Origin of the sequence: Paraburkholderia sp. RL18-101-BIB-B (genome assembly GCF_046026985.1) — a bacterium.
Lineage (GTDB): Bacteria > Pseudomonadota > Gammaproteobacteria > Burkholderiales > Burkholderiaceae > Paraburkholderia.
The window spans coordinates 150,165-165,165 of the sequence record NZ_JARESV010000005.1 but is presented as its reverse complement, the minus strand read 5'-3'; the positions used below and the strand labels follow the sequence as shown (position 1 = coordinate 165,165).

At 62.0% G+C, this 15,001-nt stretch carries 16 protein-coding genes; 7 read left to right on the top strand and 9 right to left on the bottom strand.

Translation table 11 applies throughout. The features are described 5' to 3' along the window. Positions 1-324: 324 nt before the first annotated feature. Positions 325-678: a transposase gene (locus tag P0D73_RS11390; protein ID WP_408431387.1), complete on the top strand. Its 354-nt coding sequence runs from the start codon at positions 325-327 to the stop codon at positions 676-678. A 110-nt stretch (positions 679-788) separates the two neighbouring features. Here the strand turns inward: P0D73_RS11390 and P0D73_RS11385 are convergent, their stop codons facing one another. Continuing rightward, on the bottom strand, positions 789-2,348 hold the full coding sequence (locus tag P0D73_RS11385; RefSeq protein WP_408431385.1) for a methyl-accepting chemotaxis protein: 1,560 nt from the start codon (positions 2,346-2,348) through the stop codon (positions 789-791). A gap of 182 nt (positions 2,349-2,530) precedes the next feature. Beyond that, positions 2,531-3,340 carry a Crp/Fnr family transcriptional regulator gene (locus P0D73_RS11380; protein WP_408431383.1) on the bottom strand — a complete coding sequence of 270 codons (810 nt, stop codon included), beginning with the start codon at positions 3,338-3,340 and terminating at the stop codon, positions 2,531-2,533. Between the two features lie 92 nt (positions 3,341-3,432). Here P0D73_RS11380 and P0D73_RS11375 point away from each other — a divergent pair, with 92 nt between their 5' ends. Further along, positions 3,433-5,064 carry an acyl-CoA synthetase gene (locus P0D73_RS11375; RefSeq protein ID WP_408431381.1) on the top strand — a complete coding sequence of 544 codons (1,632 nt, stop codon included), beginning with the start codon at positions 3,433-3,435 and terminating at the stop codon, positions 5,062-5,064. Positions 5,065-5,174: 110 nt separating this feature from the next. Here P0D73_RS11375 and P0D73_RS11370 read toward each other — a convergent pair whose 3' ends face one another. The 3 genes from P0D73_RS11370 to P0D73_RS11360 all read right to left on the bottom strand — a co-directional run bounded on the left by P0D73_RS11370 (position 5,175) and on the right by P0D73_RS11360 (position 6,824). Beyond that, on the bottom strand, positions 5,175-5,399 hold the full coding sequence (locus P0D73_RS11370) for a hypothetical protein (protein WP_132383764.1): 225 nt from the start codon (positions 5,397-5,399) through the stop codon (positions 5,175-5,177). 290 nt (positions 5,400-5,689) lie between these two features. Then, complete coding sequence (locus tag P0D73_RS11365) at positions 5,690-5,893, bottom strand: cold-shock protein (protein ID WP_012428559.1); 204 nt, start codon at positions 5,891-5,893, stop codon at positions 5,690-5,692. A 295-nt stretch (positions 5,894-6,188) separates the two neighbouring features. Then, on the bottom strand, positions 6,189-6,824 hold the full coding sequence (locus tag P0D73_RS11360) for a LysE family translocator (protein ID WP_408431379.1): 636 nt from the start codon (positions 6,822-6,824) through the stop codon (positions 6,189-6,191). 466 nt (positions 6,825-7,290) lie between these two features. Between P0D73_RS11360 and P0D73_RS11355 the strand changes: the two genes are divergently transcribed. Next, positions 7,291-7,554 (top strand): H-NS family nucleoid-associated regulatory protein, encoded by a 264-nt coding sequence (locus tag P0D73_RS11355; RefSeq protein ID WP_106282679.1) that lies wholly within the window; start codon positions 7,291-7,293, stop codon positions 7,552-7,554. Between the two features lie 26 nt (positions 7,555-7,580). Here the strand turns inward: P0D73_RS11355 and P0D73_RS11350 are convergent, their stop codons facing one another. Beyond that, positions 7,581-7,736, bottom strand: coding sequence for a hypothetical protein (locus tag P0D73_RS11350; RefSeq protein WP_408178624.1), 156 nt, complete (start codon positions 7,734-7,736; stop codon positions 7,581-7,583). Between P0D73_RS11350 and P0D73_RS11345 the strand changes: the two genes are divergently transcribed. Next, positions 7,709-8,941, top strand: coding sequence for a serine hydrolase (locus tag P0D73_RS11345; protein ID WP_408431377.1), 1,233 nt, complete (start codon positions 7,709-7,711; stop codon positions 8,939-8,941). The genes P0D73_RS11350 and P0D73_RS11345 overlap by 28 nt on opposite strands. A gap of 147 nt (positions 8,942-9,088) precedes the next feature. On the opposite strand, the gene pcaG is transcribed toward P0D73_RS11345, so the two are convergent. Both pcaG and pcaH read right to left on the bottom strand, forming a co-directional pair. Next, positions 9,089-9,676: a protocatechuate 3,4-dioxygenase subunit alpha gene (pcaG, locus tag P0D73_RS11340; RefSeq protein WP_132383770.1), complete on the bottom strand. Its 588-nt coding sequence runs from the start codon at positions 9,674-9,676 to the stop codon at positions 9,089-9,091. Between the two features lie 3 nt (positions 9,677-9,679). Next, positions 9,680-10,384 carry a protocatechuate 3,4-dioxygenase subunit beta gene (gene pcaH / locus P0D73_RS11335; protein ID WP_408178514.1) on the bottom strand — a complete coding sequence of 235 codons (705 nt, stop codon included), beginning with the start codon at positions 10,382-10,384 and terminating at the stop codon, positions 9,680-9,682. 108 nt (positions 10,385-10,492) lie between these two features. Between pcaH and pcaQ the strand changes: the two genes are divergently transcribed. Both pcaQ and P0D73_RS11325 read left to right on the top strand, forming a co-directional pair. After that, positions 10,493-11,476, top strand: a complete 984-nt coding sequence (pcaQ, locus tag P0D73_RS11330; protein ID WP_132383774.1) for a pca operon transcription factor PcaQ — start codon at positions 10,493-10,495, stop codon at positions 11,474-11,476. A 217-nt stretch (positions 11,477-11,693) separates the two neighbouring features. Beyond that, entirely contained in the window at positions 11,694-12,827 is a 1,134-nt protein-coding gene (locus P0D73_RS11325) for a 4-hydroxyphenylpyruvate dioxygenase family protein (protein WP_408431375.1), read from the top strand. A 19-nt stretch (positions 12,828-12,846) separates the two neighbouring features. Here the strand turns inward: P0D73_RS11325 and P0D73_RS11320 are convergent, their stop codons facing one another. Then, positions 12,847-13,779 (bottom strand): LysR substrate-binding domain-containing protein, encoded by a 933-nt coding sequence (locus P0D73_RS11320; RefSeq protein WP_408431373.1) that lies wholly within the window; start codon positions 13,777-13,779, stop codon positions 12,847-12,849. 167 nt (positions 13,780-13,946) lie between these two features. On the opposite strand from P0D73_RS11320, the gene P0D73_RS11315 reads away from it, so the two are divergent. Further along, complete coding sequence (locus tag P0D73_RS11315; protein WP_408431371.1) at positions 13,947-14,984, top strand: DUF1338 domain-containing protein; 1,038 nt, start codon at positions 13,947-13,949, stop codon at positions 14,982-14,984. The last annotated feature ends 17 nt before the right edge of the window (positions 14,985-15,001 follow it).

Below are 15,001 nucleotides of genomic sequence, written 5' to 3'. Positions count from 1 at the left end.
CGGCGCCACCCACGATGGCGGCGGTCTTGAGGAGTCTTATTTGTCTCACTGGCATTCCTGCTTATGTGGTTATGGATTTTTCATTCAAGTCCGGCACGCGCAAGCTGACCATGCGCCGGCGCGCCGATGATAGACCAGCACCCTCGTCGCGCCAAAAGTCCTTTAGCGCAATAACTTATTGCAGTTTCTGACAATTATTCGGGTCCGTCTGACAAGAGTTAACCTTCGCGGAAGCGTGCTTCGGTTAGTCTGAAATCCATTGATTGATAGACGCTATTTCGCGGCCACGCCAGCCTGTACGCGGCGGCCGCGCGCTTTTACCGCATGGATAATTCCGCCCGAAAGACGCAACCTCATTTGCCGACCAATCACGATCTCACTGACGAGCAATGGCATCGCATCGTGCCGCTGCTGCCTGAAATGAAGTCCCTTGGACCTCGGCGTGGGCGTCCCAGCATCGATATCCGCTGGGTGGTGAATAGCGTGATGTGGGTGCTGCGCGCACGCGCGCCCTGGAGCGCGATGCCGGAGCGCTACGCGCCGTATCAGACGGCGCATCGCTACTATCTGCGCTGGAAGAAGTCGGGCGTGCTAGCCGACATCGTGTTCACGCTGTTCGAGACCGACGCGATTCTGGAGCGGCCTGTTACGCGAAAGAGCGGTGTGAGTGCCGCGTAGATTGCGGCTTCGCAACGGCAAATAAAAAGGCTGTCGCCGGGTTCCCGGCGACAGCCTTTCTTTTATCGGTCAGCAGGCCTGCGGATCTGGAAAGACCGACCGTCACTCAATCACGCAGCTTGCTCGACCTTGAATACGGCGACGGCATGTCGCAGCTGTTCGGTCTGCTCATCGAGCGAACCGGCCACGGCGGCGGCCTGCTCGACGAGCGCGGCATTGCGCTGCGTCACATCGTCCATCTGACGGATCGCGAGATTGACTTCGCCGATACCTGAACTCTGTTCCTTCGAAGCCGCCGAAATCTCGTTCATGATGGCCGTCACGCGGCGCACCGCGTCGACCACCTCGCCGATCGTGCTACCCGCTTTGCCCGCGAGCGTCGAGCCTTCGCCGACTTGCGCGACCGACTGATCGATCAGCACTTTGATCTCCTTGGCCGCTGTCGCGCTGCGTTGCGCGAGATTGCGCACCTCGCCCGCGACCACCGCGAAGCCGCGGCCTTCTTCGCCGGCGCGCGCGGCTTCCACCGCGGCGTTCAGCGCCAGAATGTTGGTCTGGAACGCGATCCCCTCGATCACGCCGATGATCTCGCCGATCTTGCGCGAACTATCGGTGATGCCCGCCATTTTCTCGACGACGTCGTTGACCACCTGGCCACCGCGCGCGGCGATGGCCGACGCGTCGCCGGCCAGTTCGGACGCGGTCGCCGCGTTGTCGGCGTTCTGCGTGACGGTCTTGGTGAGTTCGTCCATGCTCGCGGCAGTCTGCTGCAACGACGCGGCCTGTTCCTCGGTGCGGCTCGACAGATCCAGATTGCCGGCGGCGATTTCTTTCGAAGCGACGGTGATCGTCTCCGCCGACGTCTTGATCCGCGCGACGGTGGCCGCGAGTTGATCGCGCATCTCACGCAACGAGAACAGAAGGCTCGACTTGTCGTCGCGGCGCAAGTCGATGCGCGTGGCCAGATCGCCGCGCGCGATCTGCATCGCAATCGAAGCCGCCGCGGAAGGCTCGCCGCCGATCGAGCGCGACACGCTGCGCACCACGCGCGACGCCACGAACGACACCATCACGCCCAACACCACCAGCATGCCGGCCGAGCGCGCGAGTGTCGTGTAGAACTGCGCCTCGATGTCGTCCATGTAAGCGCCGGCGATGAAGTCCCAGCCCCACGGGACGAAGCGCTTCACATAACCGATCTTCTCGCTAGGCGTCGTCTCGCCGGGTTTCGGCCACCAGTAGCGCAGGTAGCCGGCGCCGGTCGCCGAGCCGCCGGCCTGGGCGATGTCGTGATACAGCGCGTTGCCTTTGGCGTCGCGAAAGCCGCTCATGTCCTTGCCGTTGAGCTTCGGGCTCATCGGATGATCGATCATGACCGAATCGCTGCGCACGATCGTCACGTAGCCGGATGCGCCGTAGCGTTGGGCATTGACGCGGGCAATGGCTTGTTGCTTCGCCTCGTCGGCGGAGAGCTTGCCGGCGTCGGCCTGCTTCGCATAGTCCGCGACGATCGATGCCGCCATGTCCGTGACGTCGGCCAGATCCGCGCGCCGTGCGTCCATTTGACCGTTACGTGCTTCGTACGCGTTCACAACGGTCACGATCAGGAGCGCAGCCCAGCACAGCAGCAATGGCACCCACAATTTCTGTTTCAGTGTCAGACGGTTCATTATCGGATTCGACAATACGTTGAGCTCGGAATAGGGAGAGGCTGCAATCTGCGCTGCATAGCTCGCATAACGGCGCGTGCGGCGCTTTCTTTATCCGGTTGCTCGAAAAACAGTCGAACGGCCGCGCGCAGGCGACCGCCGAAACATGCGGGGCAAAAACGGGGCTGGTAGGGCGTTGGGCGCTAGATCTGTTCCCGGCCGAACGCGCCCAGGCGTTCGAGGTCGAGCACGTCGATCTGGTTATACGAGAGGTGCAAAATTTGCAGCCGTTCGAGGTTTTGCAGCGCCTGATTGATCCGCTGACGCGACACGCCCGCCAACAGGCCGACTTCTTCCTGCGAAATGGCCAGCGTGCGGCCGGTGTCGGGATAGAGGTCCGGGTTGAACAATTGCGCGAGCGACTGTGCGACGCGCGCATCGACATCGAGCAACCGGCTATTCTGGATCGACGCGATGAATTCGCCCATGCGGTTGTTCAGTTGCCGGATCACGAAGCCGGTGAACGGCAGGCTCGACTCCAGCAGCGTGTGGAACGTCTCCGACGGCACGAACATGACCAGCGAGGGCTGAATCGCCGCCACGTCGTATTTGCGCAGTTCGCGCTTGATTACGCTGCCTTCGCCGAACCAGCCGCCGCGCGGCACGCCGGACAGCGTGCAACTGCGTCCCGAAGGGCTATAGATGGCAAGTTTGATGAGACCGGAATGCACGCCGATCCAGTAGTCCGACGGCTCCTGGCGGCGCGCGATCCATGCGCCGCCTTCCAGATGCTCCGCGTCCGCGCTGGCGAGCACCAAGGCCTGATGCTCGGCGGCGAGCGCCCGGAACCACGCGCACGTGGCGAACAGGCCCGGCAGATCCGCGCGCGCGACCCGTTCCGGCTTGCGCGGGCGGGCGTCGGCGGGGGCGGTGAGCGGAGCGTCGTTCATGGCAGCTTGCGGGTTTTCGGGCGAATGTGGATGTGGCAGCGCCAGGGCGCGCCACTCTGTCATTTGAATGACAGACAGTTCACCATGGCAATTGTTAGCCTAGTTCATCAGTCAGAATAATCGACGGCGCGACCAGCGCCTCTGGAGACGATCCGATGAAGCACATGTTCGAAGCAGGCCTCGAGCGCCGTGAGGCCAACTATGTCCCACTAACGCCGATCGATTTCATCGTGCGCGCAGCGGAAGTCTACGGTGAGCGGCCTGCGGTCGTCCATGGGGAGATTCGCCGGAACTGGCGAGAGACCTACGAGCGCGCCCGGCGTCTGGCCAGCGCGCTGCAGCGAGTCGGCATTCAGCGTGGCGACACGGTCGCGGCCTTGCTGCCCAACATTCCTCCGATGATAGAAGCGCACTTCGGCGTGCCCATGGCCGGCGCCGTGCTCAATACGCTGAACACGCGGCTCGACGTGTCGTCGCTGCTGTTCATGCTGCGCCACGGCGAGGCGAAGGCGCTGATCGTCGATACCGAGTACGGCGAGTTCGCGCATCGTGCCGCGCTGGAATTTCCGGACCTGCGCGTGATCAGCGTGGCGGACGCGATGCCCGCCGATCCGGCTCAATTCATCCGTGCGACAGACTACGAAGCGTTCCTGCAATCCGGCGACCCCGAATTCGCGTGGACCCTGCCGGCCGACGAATGGGATGCCATTGCGCTGAACTACACCTCCGGCACGACCGGCGATCCGAAGGGCGTGGTCTACCACCATCGCGGCGCGTATCTGAACGCGCTCAGCAATATCCTCGAATGGGATATGCCCAAGCACGCGGTCTACCTGTGGACTTTGCCGCTATTCCACTGCAACGGCTGGTGTTTCCCGTGGACGGTAGCCGCGCGTGCCGGCGTCAACGTCTGTTTGCGCAAATTCGATGCGAAGACGGTGTTCGATCTGATTCGCCGCGAAGGCATCACGCACTATTGCGGCGCGCCGATCGTTCAGAGCGCGCTCGCGAACGCGCCGGCCGAATGGCGCGAGGGCATCGAGCATCGCGTGTCGACGATGGTGGCGGGCGCGGCGCCCGCGCCGGCGGTGATCGCGAAGATGAAGGAGATCGGCTTCGATCTCACGCACGTGTACGGACTCACCGAAACCTATGGGCCGGCCGCGGTCTGCGCAAAACAGGAAGAGTGGGAGTCGCTCGACGACAGCGCGCGCGCCGAACTGAACGCGCGGCAGGGCGTGCGCTATCACCTGCAAGCGGCGGTGACCGTGCTCGACCCGGACACGCTCGCGCCCGTGCCCGCCGATGGCGAGACCATCGGTGAGATCATGTTCCGCGGCAACATCTGCATGAAGGGCTATCTGAAGAACGAGCGTGCGACGGACGCCACCTTCCAGGGCGGCTGGTTCCATACCGGCGATCTTGGCGTGCGGATGCCCGATGGCTATATCCGCATTCGCGATCGCAGCAAGGACATCATCATTTCCGGCGGCGAGAACATCTCGAGCATCGAGGTCGAAGACACGCTGTACCGTCACCCTGCGGTGTCCGTAGCTGCCGTGGTGGCGATGGCGGACGCGAAGTGGGGCGAGGTACCGTGCGCCTTCGTCGAGCTCAAGGAGGGCGCTCAGGTGAGCGCGGAAGAGATCATTGCGCACTGCCGGCTCTTTCTTGCGGGATACAAGTTGCCGAAAGCGGTGCGCTTCGGCGAATTGCCGAAGACATCGACGGGAAAAATTCAGAAGTTCGAACTGCGCGCGCGCATCAAGGCCGAAGAAAAGCCATGATGCGGTTGCGCGTATGAGTATGGCGTGCCGAATGGTACGCCTGTGCCGGTACTGCGCGCTGTGTGGATCACGTGCGCGCCATCGAATAGGATTGCGCGCCGGTCGCGCGCTTAGCCGCGCGTGTCGACCCAATGACGTGCCCAGCGTGCCGAGTGCTGCAAAGCCTGTTCTTCGTTCGTGAAGTAATCGAGCGAATAGAACTGGTAGCGCCCTTCGGTGCGCGCGCTGTCGGCGCGTTCGAGCAGCAGATTGGATGAAAAAGTGCCATCGGGCAAACGATGCGCCGAGGGTTTGACGGCATAGCCGTTGTAGTGATGAATATGTTTGTTTTGCATTTTATATTTTAATGATGTTCGAGTGCGCGCCTGCCTTGCGGACCCTTGTACGAGTCGCGCGGACGAGCTGATTCAAGCCATTGCGAGCCGAATCCTGACGCAGTCGGAAAAGCGAAAAATGGGCGTTGAAGCCGGAGGGGAGAATGAGGTGCAACGAGGCGTTTGGCGCTCAGGCAAGCTGCTTGAATGGCATGCAGCTCAAAGCGATACGCGCAAACTGTGGGAGATAAAGCTCCGCGAGGATGTCGCTGCAGCCCGATGTCCGTTGCCGGACACCGAGCCCTTCAAACTTACAGCGGCTTGATGTTGGCCGCTTGCAGACCCTTCGGGCCTTGCTTCGTTTCGAAGCTCACTTTCTGATTCTCAGCCAGCGTCTTGAAGCCGTCGCCGCTGATTTCGGAGAAGTGTGCGAACAGGTCGTCGCCGCCCTTGTCCGGGGTGATGAAGCCAAAGCCTTTGCTGTCGTTGAACCACTTAACGGTACCGGTATCCATGAAGAATCCTTGAGGTAAAAATAGAAAGATGTGCTCTGTGAAAGAGCGCGTGAAGCGTCAAGGAGGGAGAGGACAACGAATACCGCTGAGGGAGCGAGACATTGATGAACAGCAATCGAACTTCTTGAACTTCGGATGCCACAGTAACCGCCGAGGTGTATCAACGTCAACACTTATCTTGTAACTGTTTTGCCGGGTGCCGCGAACGGCTTGCGCTGCGCGCTTGCCGATAGAGCCCTGGTTCCCGGCTTGCCGTGCGACGCGGCACGGCAAGCCGTTCGAGCGGCAACGCGTTTCAGATACCCACTTTGTGTGCCGTCAGGATGAGGCGCAATCCCAGCGCGGCGACGGCGCTTGCGGCGACGCGATCGACCCAGGCTTTCCATTGCAGGTAAATTTCGCGCGGCCGCTTGCTCGAAAAACACAGCGCGACAACGGTGTACCAGCCGGCTTCGATAGCGAAGATCGCAGGCGGCAATGCAAAGTAGCACCACAGCGGCGGATGTTGCGGCAGCAGGGCCGCGAAGATACTGCCGTAATAAACGGCTGTCTTCGGATTACTGAGTTGTGTGCTCAAGCCGATCCAGAAAGATTTACGGGCATTGGCCTGGACCGCTTGCGTGGCATCGAAGGCGAGCGGTTTGGCGGCGCCACGCCAGATTTTCGACGCCAGATAGATCAGATAGAGGCCGCCTGCCACTTTCAGGCCGACATAGAGCCATTCCACGCTCGCCAGCAAGGTATAGAGACCGAGCAACGCGATGCCGCTAAAGAACACGCCGCCGACGCCCATGCCAATGGCGGTGGCGAGACCATCGCCGCGCGACAAGCTGATCGCATTACGGGCGACGATGACGAAACTCGGTCCCGGACTCATGGCGCCTAACAGGAGTGCGACGAGGATGGTGATGATGGCGGTTGAAGCGGTCATGGTCGAGTGTCTCCTGTGCGCTAGCGTGCTATCAGTGAAACATAACATGAGAGTGCGAGGCTTTGCTTTTGTCCCTTTGCTTCGCGCTCATTTCTTGTCGATGAGTATTGCCGCTTCTGCTAACAGTCTGGATAACCCAATGGGAATTGAAAAGCCCTGCAACGCGGACTAACAATTCATTGCTGCAAGCAAAAGAAATTGGATGCTAGAATCGCTTTCCATACGCTGAAGCAGCTCCGAACCACGGGGCGAGACACGAGCGCAATTCGATCCGGTTGCCGACGAATTCCCCATAATCCAAGATTTAATGGGCATGATTTCCAGGTGCGAGTTCTCCCGCATCGGGAGAGGCATCGCGAGTTCGATTCGCACTCGAGCCATCTGAATCACGCATAGGCTTCGCGTTGTTTAGCGAAGCCTTTTGTTTTTCTAACGCGAGCATTATTAGCCGCGACACCGGTACGTTATGAAAGAGCTTGGAGAACAACGGCAGCTCGACTTCGACGGGAATGCGCGTGAGCGCCTGGTCGCATGGATCCGCCGACGCATGGACGAATACGGCATTACGATAGAAGCGCTCGCCGAAGCGATCGAAACCGATGCGGCCGCGACCCGGGCCGTGATGTATCGCGACGCCTACGGCAATACGTGGGACGGTCACGGTGATAAACCGGACTGGCTCGCGCGCGCGATTTACGCTGGACAGAACATCGATCATTTCCGTTGCTGAGAGTGGCGTCTGCCGCTTGCGTGGGGTTATCGCATAGCCTGCCGGCGCGTTCCTTTGCCGTTGATCGCATGCGCGATCTGCCTTAAGATCGGCGCGTCGTTGCCGATTCCGTGCCCTTTCTTACGGGCGCATGCGGCACAGAACTGGAAGCTGCATGCCGTACGGTCGTCGAACTCCTTCATCTGAATTTCCTGCTTGTCGTTTCCCTGCGTGGCTCCGCTGTCTCGCGGTATTCGGCCTGTTGTGGCTGAATATCGGCGGGTCGTTTGGTGCGGCCCACCAGCCTGCACGTCAGCCGTCCGTGCGCGTGAGCCAGCACGTCGAAACGTCCACGAGGCACACGTCCAAAGCGAAAGCCAAACGCTCGAGCAAAGCGAAGAAGCCCACTCCCGGCAAGGCTCGGCGTCGTGTCACGCACAAGCGCAAGCACGTGACGGGCACCGAACGGACGATGCATGCCAGCAAGGTCAAACCCAGACATCGCCGGCAAGCTGTGCGCAATGCGCGGGATGCGCGCGGCGCGAGGCGGCCTGCAGAGTTGGCGGCAAAGCGCGATACGCAACATGTATCAGCGTCGCGCGCGTCGATGCCGCATAAAGGGCTTCGCCTGCTGGCGCGCTGCGGCTATACGCCGAAATCGCGCGCGTTGCTGCGCGCCAGATCCGTCTACGTCGTCGACGAACGAACGCAAACCGTACTCACTGAAAAGCAAGCTGACCGAGTCATGCCAATCGCTTCGGTATCCAAACTGATGACAGCCGTCGTGTCGCTCGATACGAGGCATGCATTGAATGCGCCGCTTAACGTTACGGTTCAGGACCAGGATTTCGACAAGTTCACCGGTTCACGTTTGAGTGTCGGTTCGACGCTGTCGCGCCATGACATGTTGCATATTGCGCTGATGTCGTCGGAGAACCGCGCTGCGGCCGCGCTCAGTCGCGATTATTCGGGCGGCCGTCCGGGCTTCGTCGCCGCGATGAATGCGAAGGCGCGCGCGCTCGGTATGCGGCATACGTCGTTTGTGAACGGCACGGGCTTGTCGCCGCAAAACGTTTCGACAGCGCGGGATTTGTCGTTGCTGGTCGCCGCGGCCAGCCGTTATCCGTTGATTCGCGCTTATTCCACCGATCGCGCGCAAGTGGTTTTACCCGGCGGCGGGCGAGCTAGCCTGAGTTATCAGAACTCGAATGCGCTGGTGCGAGGCGGCGACCGCTCGATCGTTCTGCAGAAAACCGGCTTCATCAACGAGGCCGGACACTGTGTTGTCGTGCGAATGAGGGTGCACGGCAGGCCGGTCGACATCGTGGTGTTGGGTGCGCCAGGCGCGCACGATCACATTGCCGACGTGACGAGAATCAGCCGCTGGCTGCGCTGTTCGTTGCGCTAAGCGCTATTCATCAGACAGGAAGGCCGAAAAAGACCAAAAAAAAGCCCGCGCAAGGCGGGCTCAACTACTCGGAGTTTCGCGATCCAGTCGCTAGAAGGATCATGCTCAGTGTATGTGAAAGCTATATGAAAGTGTAGAAAAACCGCGTCAAAGATCGAAAAATACGGTTTCCTTATCGCCTTGCATGTAGATATCGAAGCGGTAGACGTTAGCCACATGCGGCTCGCGGCGGGCGATGAGCGTGGCGCGCCGGTCCGCTGGAACCGTTGCCAGTACGGGGTCTTTCTCATTCGCCGCGGCTTCGTCCTCGAAATAGACGCGCGTGAAAGTGTGCAGCAGCATGCCGCGCATGGTCAGGATCACATTCAGATGCGGCGCTTCATCCGGGCTGACGCGGCCCGGTTTCACCGTTTCCACGACGAAGCGTTTATGCGGATCCGTGCCGGTGCCGACACGCGCGAAACCGCGAAAGCCGGTCTTCAGGATTTCGTCGCGCGACTCCGGGAAGTGCCCATTCGCGTCCACCTGCGACACTTCGAGCATGGCGTCGCCGATCACCTTGCCGTCGCCGTCGAACACCTGGCCGACGATCGTGATGTGCTCGCCGGCCGCTTCGCGGTCAGCCAGAACGGGCGTGAACAGGCTCTTGAAATCGAAATCGTACTGCTGCGGACACAGACCATACGCGAAGTACGGTCCGACCGTTTGCGAAGGCGTTTGCTTGAGGGTCGTCATGGCTTAGCGCTCCATCGGAGTTTCGTTGCGGCCGCGCAGCACGATGTCGAAGTCGTAGCCGAGCGCATAGGCCTCTTGCGTGGTGTCGAGCGAGAAATCCGCGATCAGGCGGTCACGGGCGTGCTCCGGCGTGCCCTGGAAGATCGGGTCGAACGCCAGCAGCGGGTCGCCGGGGAAGTACATCTGCGTGACGAGACGCGAGCCGAAATGGTCGCCGAAGAGCGAGAAGTGGATATGGTTCGGACGCCACGCATTCGGATGGTTGCCCCACGGATATGCGCCCGGCTTGATCGTCAGGAAACGGTAGCGGCCTTCGTTGTCCGTGATGCAGCGGCCCGCGCCGAGGAAATTCGGGTCGAGCGGCGCGTCATGCTGGTCGGCCTTGTGAACATAGCGGCCGGCGGCGTTGGCTTGCCAGATTTCGACCAGCGTGTTGCGCACCGGGCGGTTGCCTTCGTCGAGCACGCGGCCCGTCACGATGATGCGCTCGCCAAGCGGCTCGCCATTGCGTACGGCGTTACGCGTCAGGTCGTGGTCGAGCGCGCCGAGGTCATCGGTGCCGTAGACCGGCACGCGCTGGTCGCGCAGCTTTTCCTTCAGCGGAATCAGCGGACGCGTCGGGCCGCGTTTGACCGACGAACCGTAGCCGGGGTAGACGTAAGCGGGATGCGACGAGAAGTCACGCGCGCTGAGAAAGGAATCGTCCATCAGTGTCTCCTTCGAGGAATTGTGGGATACGGCGTTATGGAAAGACTTTATCCAACCTGAGAGGTTATGCAAAATGACGTTTTCGCCCTTTTCGTATAACCTGCCGTTATGCAACGCAGTCTCGCGGATAGCCGCGTCAAATTCCGTCATCTCCAGTGCTTTCTGGCCGTCGCGCAGTTCGGCAGCGTCCAGCGGGCCGCTGACAGCCTGTCGATCACTCAGCCCGCGGTCTCCAAGACCGTTGCCGAACTCGAAGCGATTCTCGGGGTGAAGCTGTTCGAGCGCGGCCGCCACGGCGCCGTGCCGACCCGCGAGGGCCAACTCTTCATGCCGCACGCGAGCGCCTGCGTCAGCGCGTTGCGCCAGGGTGTCGATCTGCTGGCGCGCGCGGAAGGCGCGGCCGCGGCCACGCTGGAAATCGGCATCCTGCCGACCGTCGCGGCGGCATTGATGCCACCGGTGCTCAAGCAGTTCGCCACTCTGTGGCCGCGCGTGATCGTGCGTCTTGCGACCGGCGCCAACCCGGAATTGCTCGAGCGCCTGAAAGCGGGCACGATCGAATTTGCGATCGGACGTCTGGCCGATCCCGAGCGCATGGTCGGGCTCAGTTTCGAGCAGTTGTTCAGCGAGCCGTTGATCGCGGTGGTGCGCGCCGGGCATCCGCTCGCGGCGGGCGCGGGTTTGCCGGCAACCTCGCTCGAGGATTTTCCGGTTGTGTTGCCGCCGTTCGGCACGTTGATCCGGCAATCGGCGGACAGTCTGTTGAGCGCGTGGGGCGTGCCGCCGTTGTCGGCGTTCGTCGAGGTATTGTCCGTTTCGACGGGCCGCGCGTTGACGCTGGAGAACGACGCGGTGTGGTTCGTCCCGCTGAGCGCTGTCGAATACGAGCTGGCGCACGGCATGCTGGTCCGTTTGCCGTTGCCCTTTGCCGGCACCGGCGAGCCGGTCGGATTGATCCGCCGCTCGGACACGCAGCCGTCGCCGGTCGGGCGGGCGTTTATCGAGGCGGTGCGCGAGGTCGCGCAGCAGCGCATGGCGTCGAGCGCGGATAAGGCGGCCGGTAAAAGGGTGCAGAAACGGAGCCGCAAATAGGGCGTCCGGTACTCAATCATGGTGGTGAGCGCCGCGAGGCATGCTGGCGCGCCGTCGTGTGAACCATCCGGTACAAAATGAAGGTTGCGGACGCCCGGCTACCCGGTGTACAAACACGGTGCAAAAGCCGTGGTGTCACACTGCGGATGTGGCGGCGGCTTGCACCGAACACCGGAAACAGCAGGAACAGCGTCGAAAGACTGTAAAGGAGATTGCCATGCCCAGCGACTTGCCCACTCCAGACGCCGCGCTGCGCGCCGTGTCGGCGCCTGAGCACAATCCGCTCGGCACCGCCGGCCTCGAATTCGTGGAGTTCGCCGCGCGCGATCCGCAGGCGCTTGGCGAAACCTTCACCAAACTCGGTTTCAAGGCGATTGCGCGGCATATCAGCAAGGACGTCACGCTTTATCGTCAGGGCGAGATGCAGTTCCTCATCAACGCCGAGCCGGATTCGTTCGCCGCGCGCTATGCCGAGGAATACGGCGCGGGCATTTGCGCGATCGGCATTCGCGTGGCGGACGCGCAGCGCGCCTTCGACCGCGCGATCGAACTCGGCGCATGGGCGTTCGAAGGCGAAAAGATCGGCACGGGCGAGCTGCTGATTCCGGCCATTCAGGGCATCGGCGACTCGCACATCTATTTCGTCGACCGTTGGCGCGGCCGCGGCGGCCAGCGTGGCGGCCTCGGTGATATCTCGATCTTCGATATCGACTTCCGGCCCATCGAAATCGACACGGCGCATGCCGACTTGAGCCATGCGGGCACCGGCCTCGTCGCGGTGGATCATCTGACGCAAACGGTCGGCGAGGGCCGGATGCAAGAATGGCTCGACTTCTACCGCGACCTGCTCAACTTCCGCGAGATTCACGAGTTGCACGCCAACTGGCATGTCTCGGCGGAATCGCGCGTGATGGTGTCGCCGTGCGGCGCGATCCGCGTGCCCTTGTACGAGGAAGGCACGAGCCGGACCAACCTGATGCATGAGTACCTGCCAGACCATCCGGGCGAAGGCGTGCAGCATATCGCCCTCGCGACCGACGACATCTTCGCGTGCGTCGAACAATTGCTCGCGAACGGCATCGAGTTCGTCGAGCCGCCGCCACGCTACTACGAGCAACTCGACGCGCGTCTGCCGGGTCATGGGCTCGACGTCGCGCGGCTCAAGGGCACGCACGTGCTGGTGGACGGCGAGATCGGCGCGGACGGCGTGCCGCTGCTGTTTTTCCAGACCTTCGTGCGGCGCCGCGCCGGCGAAATATTCTTCGAGATCGTCCAGCGCCAAGGTCATCACGGCTTCGGCGAAGGCAATTTGAGCGCGCTGGCAAAGGCGCGCGAACAAGCGGGCGCTTGAGGTTTGATCTGACGCCGGCTCAACCGGTATAGGGCGGGCCGGCCAACTCAGGATTCACCGCGCTGTAGGCGGCGGCTTCGTGCAGCAGCCACTCGCGGAAACTCGCCAGCGGCTTGCCATGACTCAACTCGGTCGGATAGACGAGGTAGTACGCGGAGTCGGCGACCGCGGGCACGTTGAGCGGAATCACGAGCCCAAGCTGGTCGAGTTGCGCTTCGACGAAAAAGCGCGGCACCAGCGCAATGCCGAGACCGGCCGCGGCCGCACTGATCAGCATGGTGTGGAGTTCATAGCGCACGCCCTGCATGGTCCGGTTGTCGTCGACACCCATGCTGGCGAACCATGACGCCCAGCCGTCAGGCCGGGTGGTGGAATGCAGCAGCGGATAGTCCAGAAGCTCAGCGGCGCCTTGAACGGGCCGCTTCAGCAAACTCGCCGCGCACACCGGCACCACCTCCTCGCTAAACAGAAAATCCGCCGACGTTCCCGGCCATGTGGGCTTGCCGTAATGAATCGCGGCCTCGAAATGGGTGTCGGCGAACGGGAACGTGCCGGTTCGAACGCCCATGTTCACGCGGACGTCCGGATACTGCCTATTGAATGCCGCGAGCCGCGGAATCAGCCATTGCGACGCGAAGGTCGGCAGAACGGCCAGTTCCAGATAACCGCCGCCGCTGCCGTGCGCGATGATGGACAGCGTGTCGCGATCGAGTTGTTCCAGCGAGCGCCGCACTTGCGCGCTATAGACCTTGCCTGCCTTCGTCAGCACCACGCGCTGTTTGACGCGTACGAACAGCCGCACGCCAAGATTGCTCTCCAGCGTATTGATCTGCCGCGACACCGCGCTCTCGGTCAGGAAGAGTTCGCGCGCCGCATGCGTGAAGCTCTCGTGCCGCGCGGCGGCTTCGAAAGCGAGCAGCGCGCCCATGTTGGGGATCTTGAACTTTCGCACGTTGATTCCAAAAACGCATCAAGTCGCGATTTTATCTCGCTTTACGGCAAGCCGGCAGGTTTGAATAATCACGCCTTCGATCGTGCCGTCCTGCGGCTTGCACCCGCACCGGCAGGTCTGCTCGAACATGTGAATCAGCGCCCGTCAAAGTTACGGAGAGAGCCGCTATGCGAAACATCAAGAATGCGAATGTCGAACAACTGCTGCTGAAACTGCTCGGCGCCGACAAAACCACCCGGCTCTTCGCGACGCTGAATCATCCGCGCATCCTGGACGAATGGGAGGACGGCATCGTCACGCGCGCCGAGCTCGCGCAGGCGATGAACATGGCGCTGTTCGAAGATCTGCTGGCGCGCTCGGCGAACGGCCGCCAGTACACCGAGGAGACGATCGCGGCAGGCGGCAGCGTGTACTTCGATCACGGCGCGTTGCGCACGGTGCGCTGGCCGCACAGCGGCGCGCTGCCGACGGGTGAAGCCGCGTTCGCACGCATTCTTCGTCCGCTCGGCTTCAGCATCAACGGCCGCTATCCACTCGACCGCCTCGGCATGACCGGCCGCGCCTGGGCGCACGACGACGCGCCCGATGAAATCGCGCAGTTCTTCGTCAGCGAATTGCATCCCGAGCGGTTCTCGGCAGAATTTCAGCAGGCCGTGACCAACGTGATCGGCGCGTCGCGCGATCCGTTGACGCCTCGCGCCATCGGCCAGTTGTGGGAGCTCGAGCGCGACGGCGTGCTGCCGCTCGACGCGGCGCATGAATTGCTGCCGGTGATCGTCGGCGCGTTCGCGCGGCAGCACGACATGCCACGCGAAGCCGATTACGAAGTATTGTTGAAGGAATCGGCGGAGATGGCATGGATCGCGACCGAAGGCAACGCTTTCAATCACGCCACCGATCGCGTCGCGGATGTCTTTCAACTCTCCGACGACGAGAAGGCCAAGGGTCGTCCGATGAAACCAGAAGTGGAGCGTTCACGCTCGGGCCGTGTGTTTCAGACTGCATATCGCGCGGACCTCGTTCAGCGCGAGTTCCGCGCGGCTGACGGCGGCATCGTGACGCGTGAAGTGCCGGGCTCGTTTTACGAGTTCATTACGCGCAAGCGGACTTTCGATCAGGACGCGCGTCGTTGGGAAACGGACCTGCGTTTCGACGCGGGCAACGCACAGGGCATCTTCAAGATGACCGCGAGCCAGGCTGCCTGAGCGCGAATCGGCGGCAT

Excerpts from the sequence above, each read along its gene's own strand:
- P0D73_RS11390 (WP_408431387.1), top strand. The coding sequence starts at position 325 with ATGGATAATTCCGCCCGAAAGACGCAACCTCATTTGCCGACCAATCAC.
- P0D73_RS11385 (WP_408431385.1), bottom strand. The coding sequence starts at position 2,348 with ATGAACCGTCTGACACTGAAACAGAAATTGTGGGTGCCATTGCTGCTG.
- P0D73_RS11380 (WP_408431383.1), bottom strand. The coding sequence starts at position 3,340 with ATGACAGAGTGGCGCGCCCTGGCGCTGCCACATCCACATTCGCCCGAA.
- P0D73_RS11375 (WP_408431381.1), top strand. The coding sequence starts at position 3,433 with ATGAAGCACATGTTCGAAGCAGGCCTCGAGCGCCGTGAGGCCAACTAT.
- P0D73_RS11370 (WP_132383764.1), bottom strand. The coding sequence starts at position 5,399 with ATGCAAAACAAACATATTCATCACTACAACGGCTATGCCGTCAAACCC.
- P0D73_RS11365 (WP_012428559.1), bottom strand. The coding sequence starts at position 5,893 with ATGGATACCGGTACCGTTAAGTGGTTCAACGACAGCAAAGGCTTTGGC.
- P0D73_RS11360 (WP_408431379.1), bottom strand. The coding sequence starts at position 6,824 with ATGACCGCTTCAACCGCCATCATCACCATCCTCGTCGCACTCCTGTTA.
- P0D73_RS11355 (WP_106282679.1), top strand. The coding sequence starts at position 7,291 with ATGAAAGAGCTTGGAGAACAACGGCAGCTCGACTTCGACGGGAATGCG.
- P0D73_RS11345 (WP_408431377.1), top strand. The coding sequence starts at position 7,709 with ATGCCGTACGGTCGTCGAACTCCTTCATCTGAATTTCCTGCTTGTCGT.
- P0D73_RS11350 (WP_408178624.1), bottom strand. The coding sequence starts at position 7,736 with ATGAAGGAGTTCGACGACCGTACGGCATGCAGCTTCCAGTTCTGTGCC.
- pcaG (WP_132383770.1), bottom strand. The coding sequence starts at position 9,676 with ATGACGACCCTCAAGCAAACGCCTTCGCAAACGGTCGGACCGTACTTC.
- pcaH (WP_408178514.1), bottom strand. The coding sequence starts at position 10,384 with ATGGACGATTCCTTTCTCAGCGCGCGTGACTTCTCGTCGCATCCCGCT.
- pcaQ (WP_132383774.1), top strand. The coding sequence starts at position 10,493 with ATGCAACGCAGTCTCGCGGATAGCCGCGTCAAATTCCGTCATCTCCAG.
- P0D73_RS11325 (WP_408431375.1), top strand. The coding sequence starts at position 11,694 with ATGCCCAGCGACTTGCCCACTCCAGACGCCGCGCTGCGCGCCGTGTCG.
- P0D73_RS11315 (WP_408431371.1), top strand. The coding sequence starts at position 13,947 with ATGCGAAACATCAAGAATGCGAATGTCGAACAACTGCTGCTGAAACTG.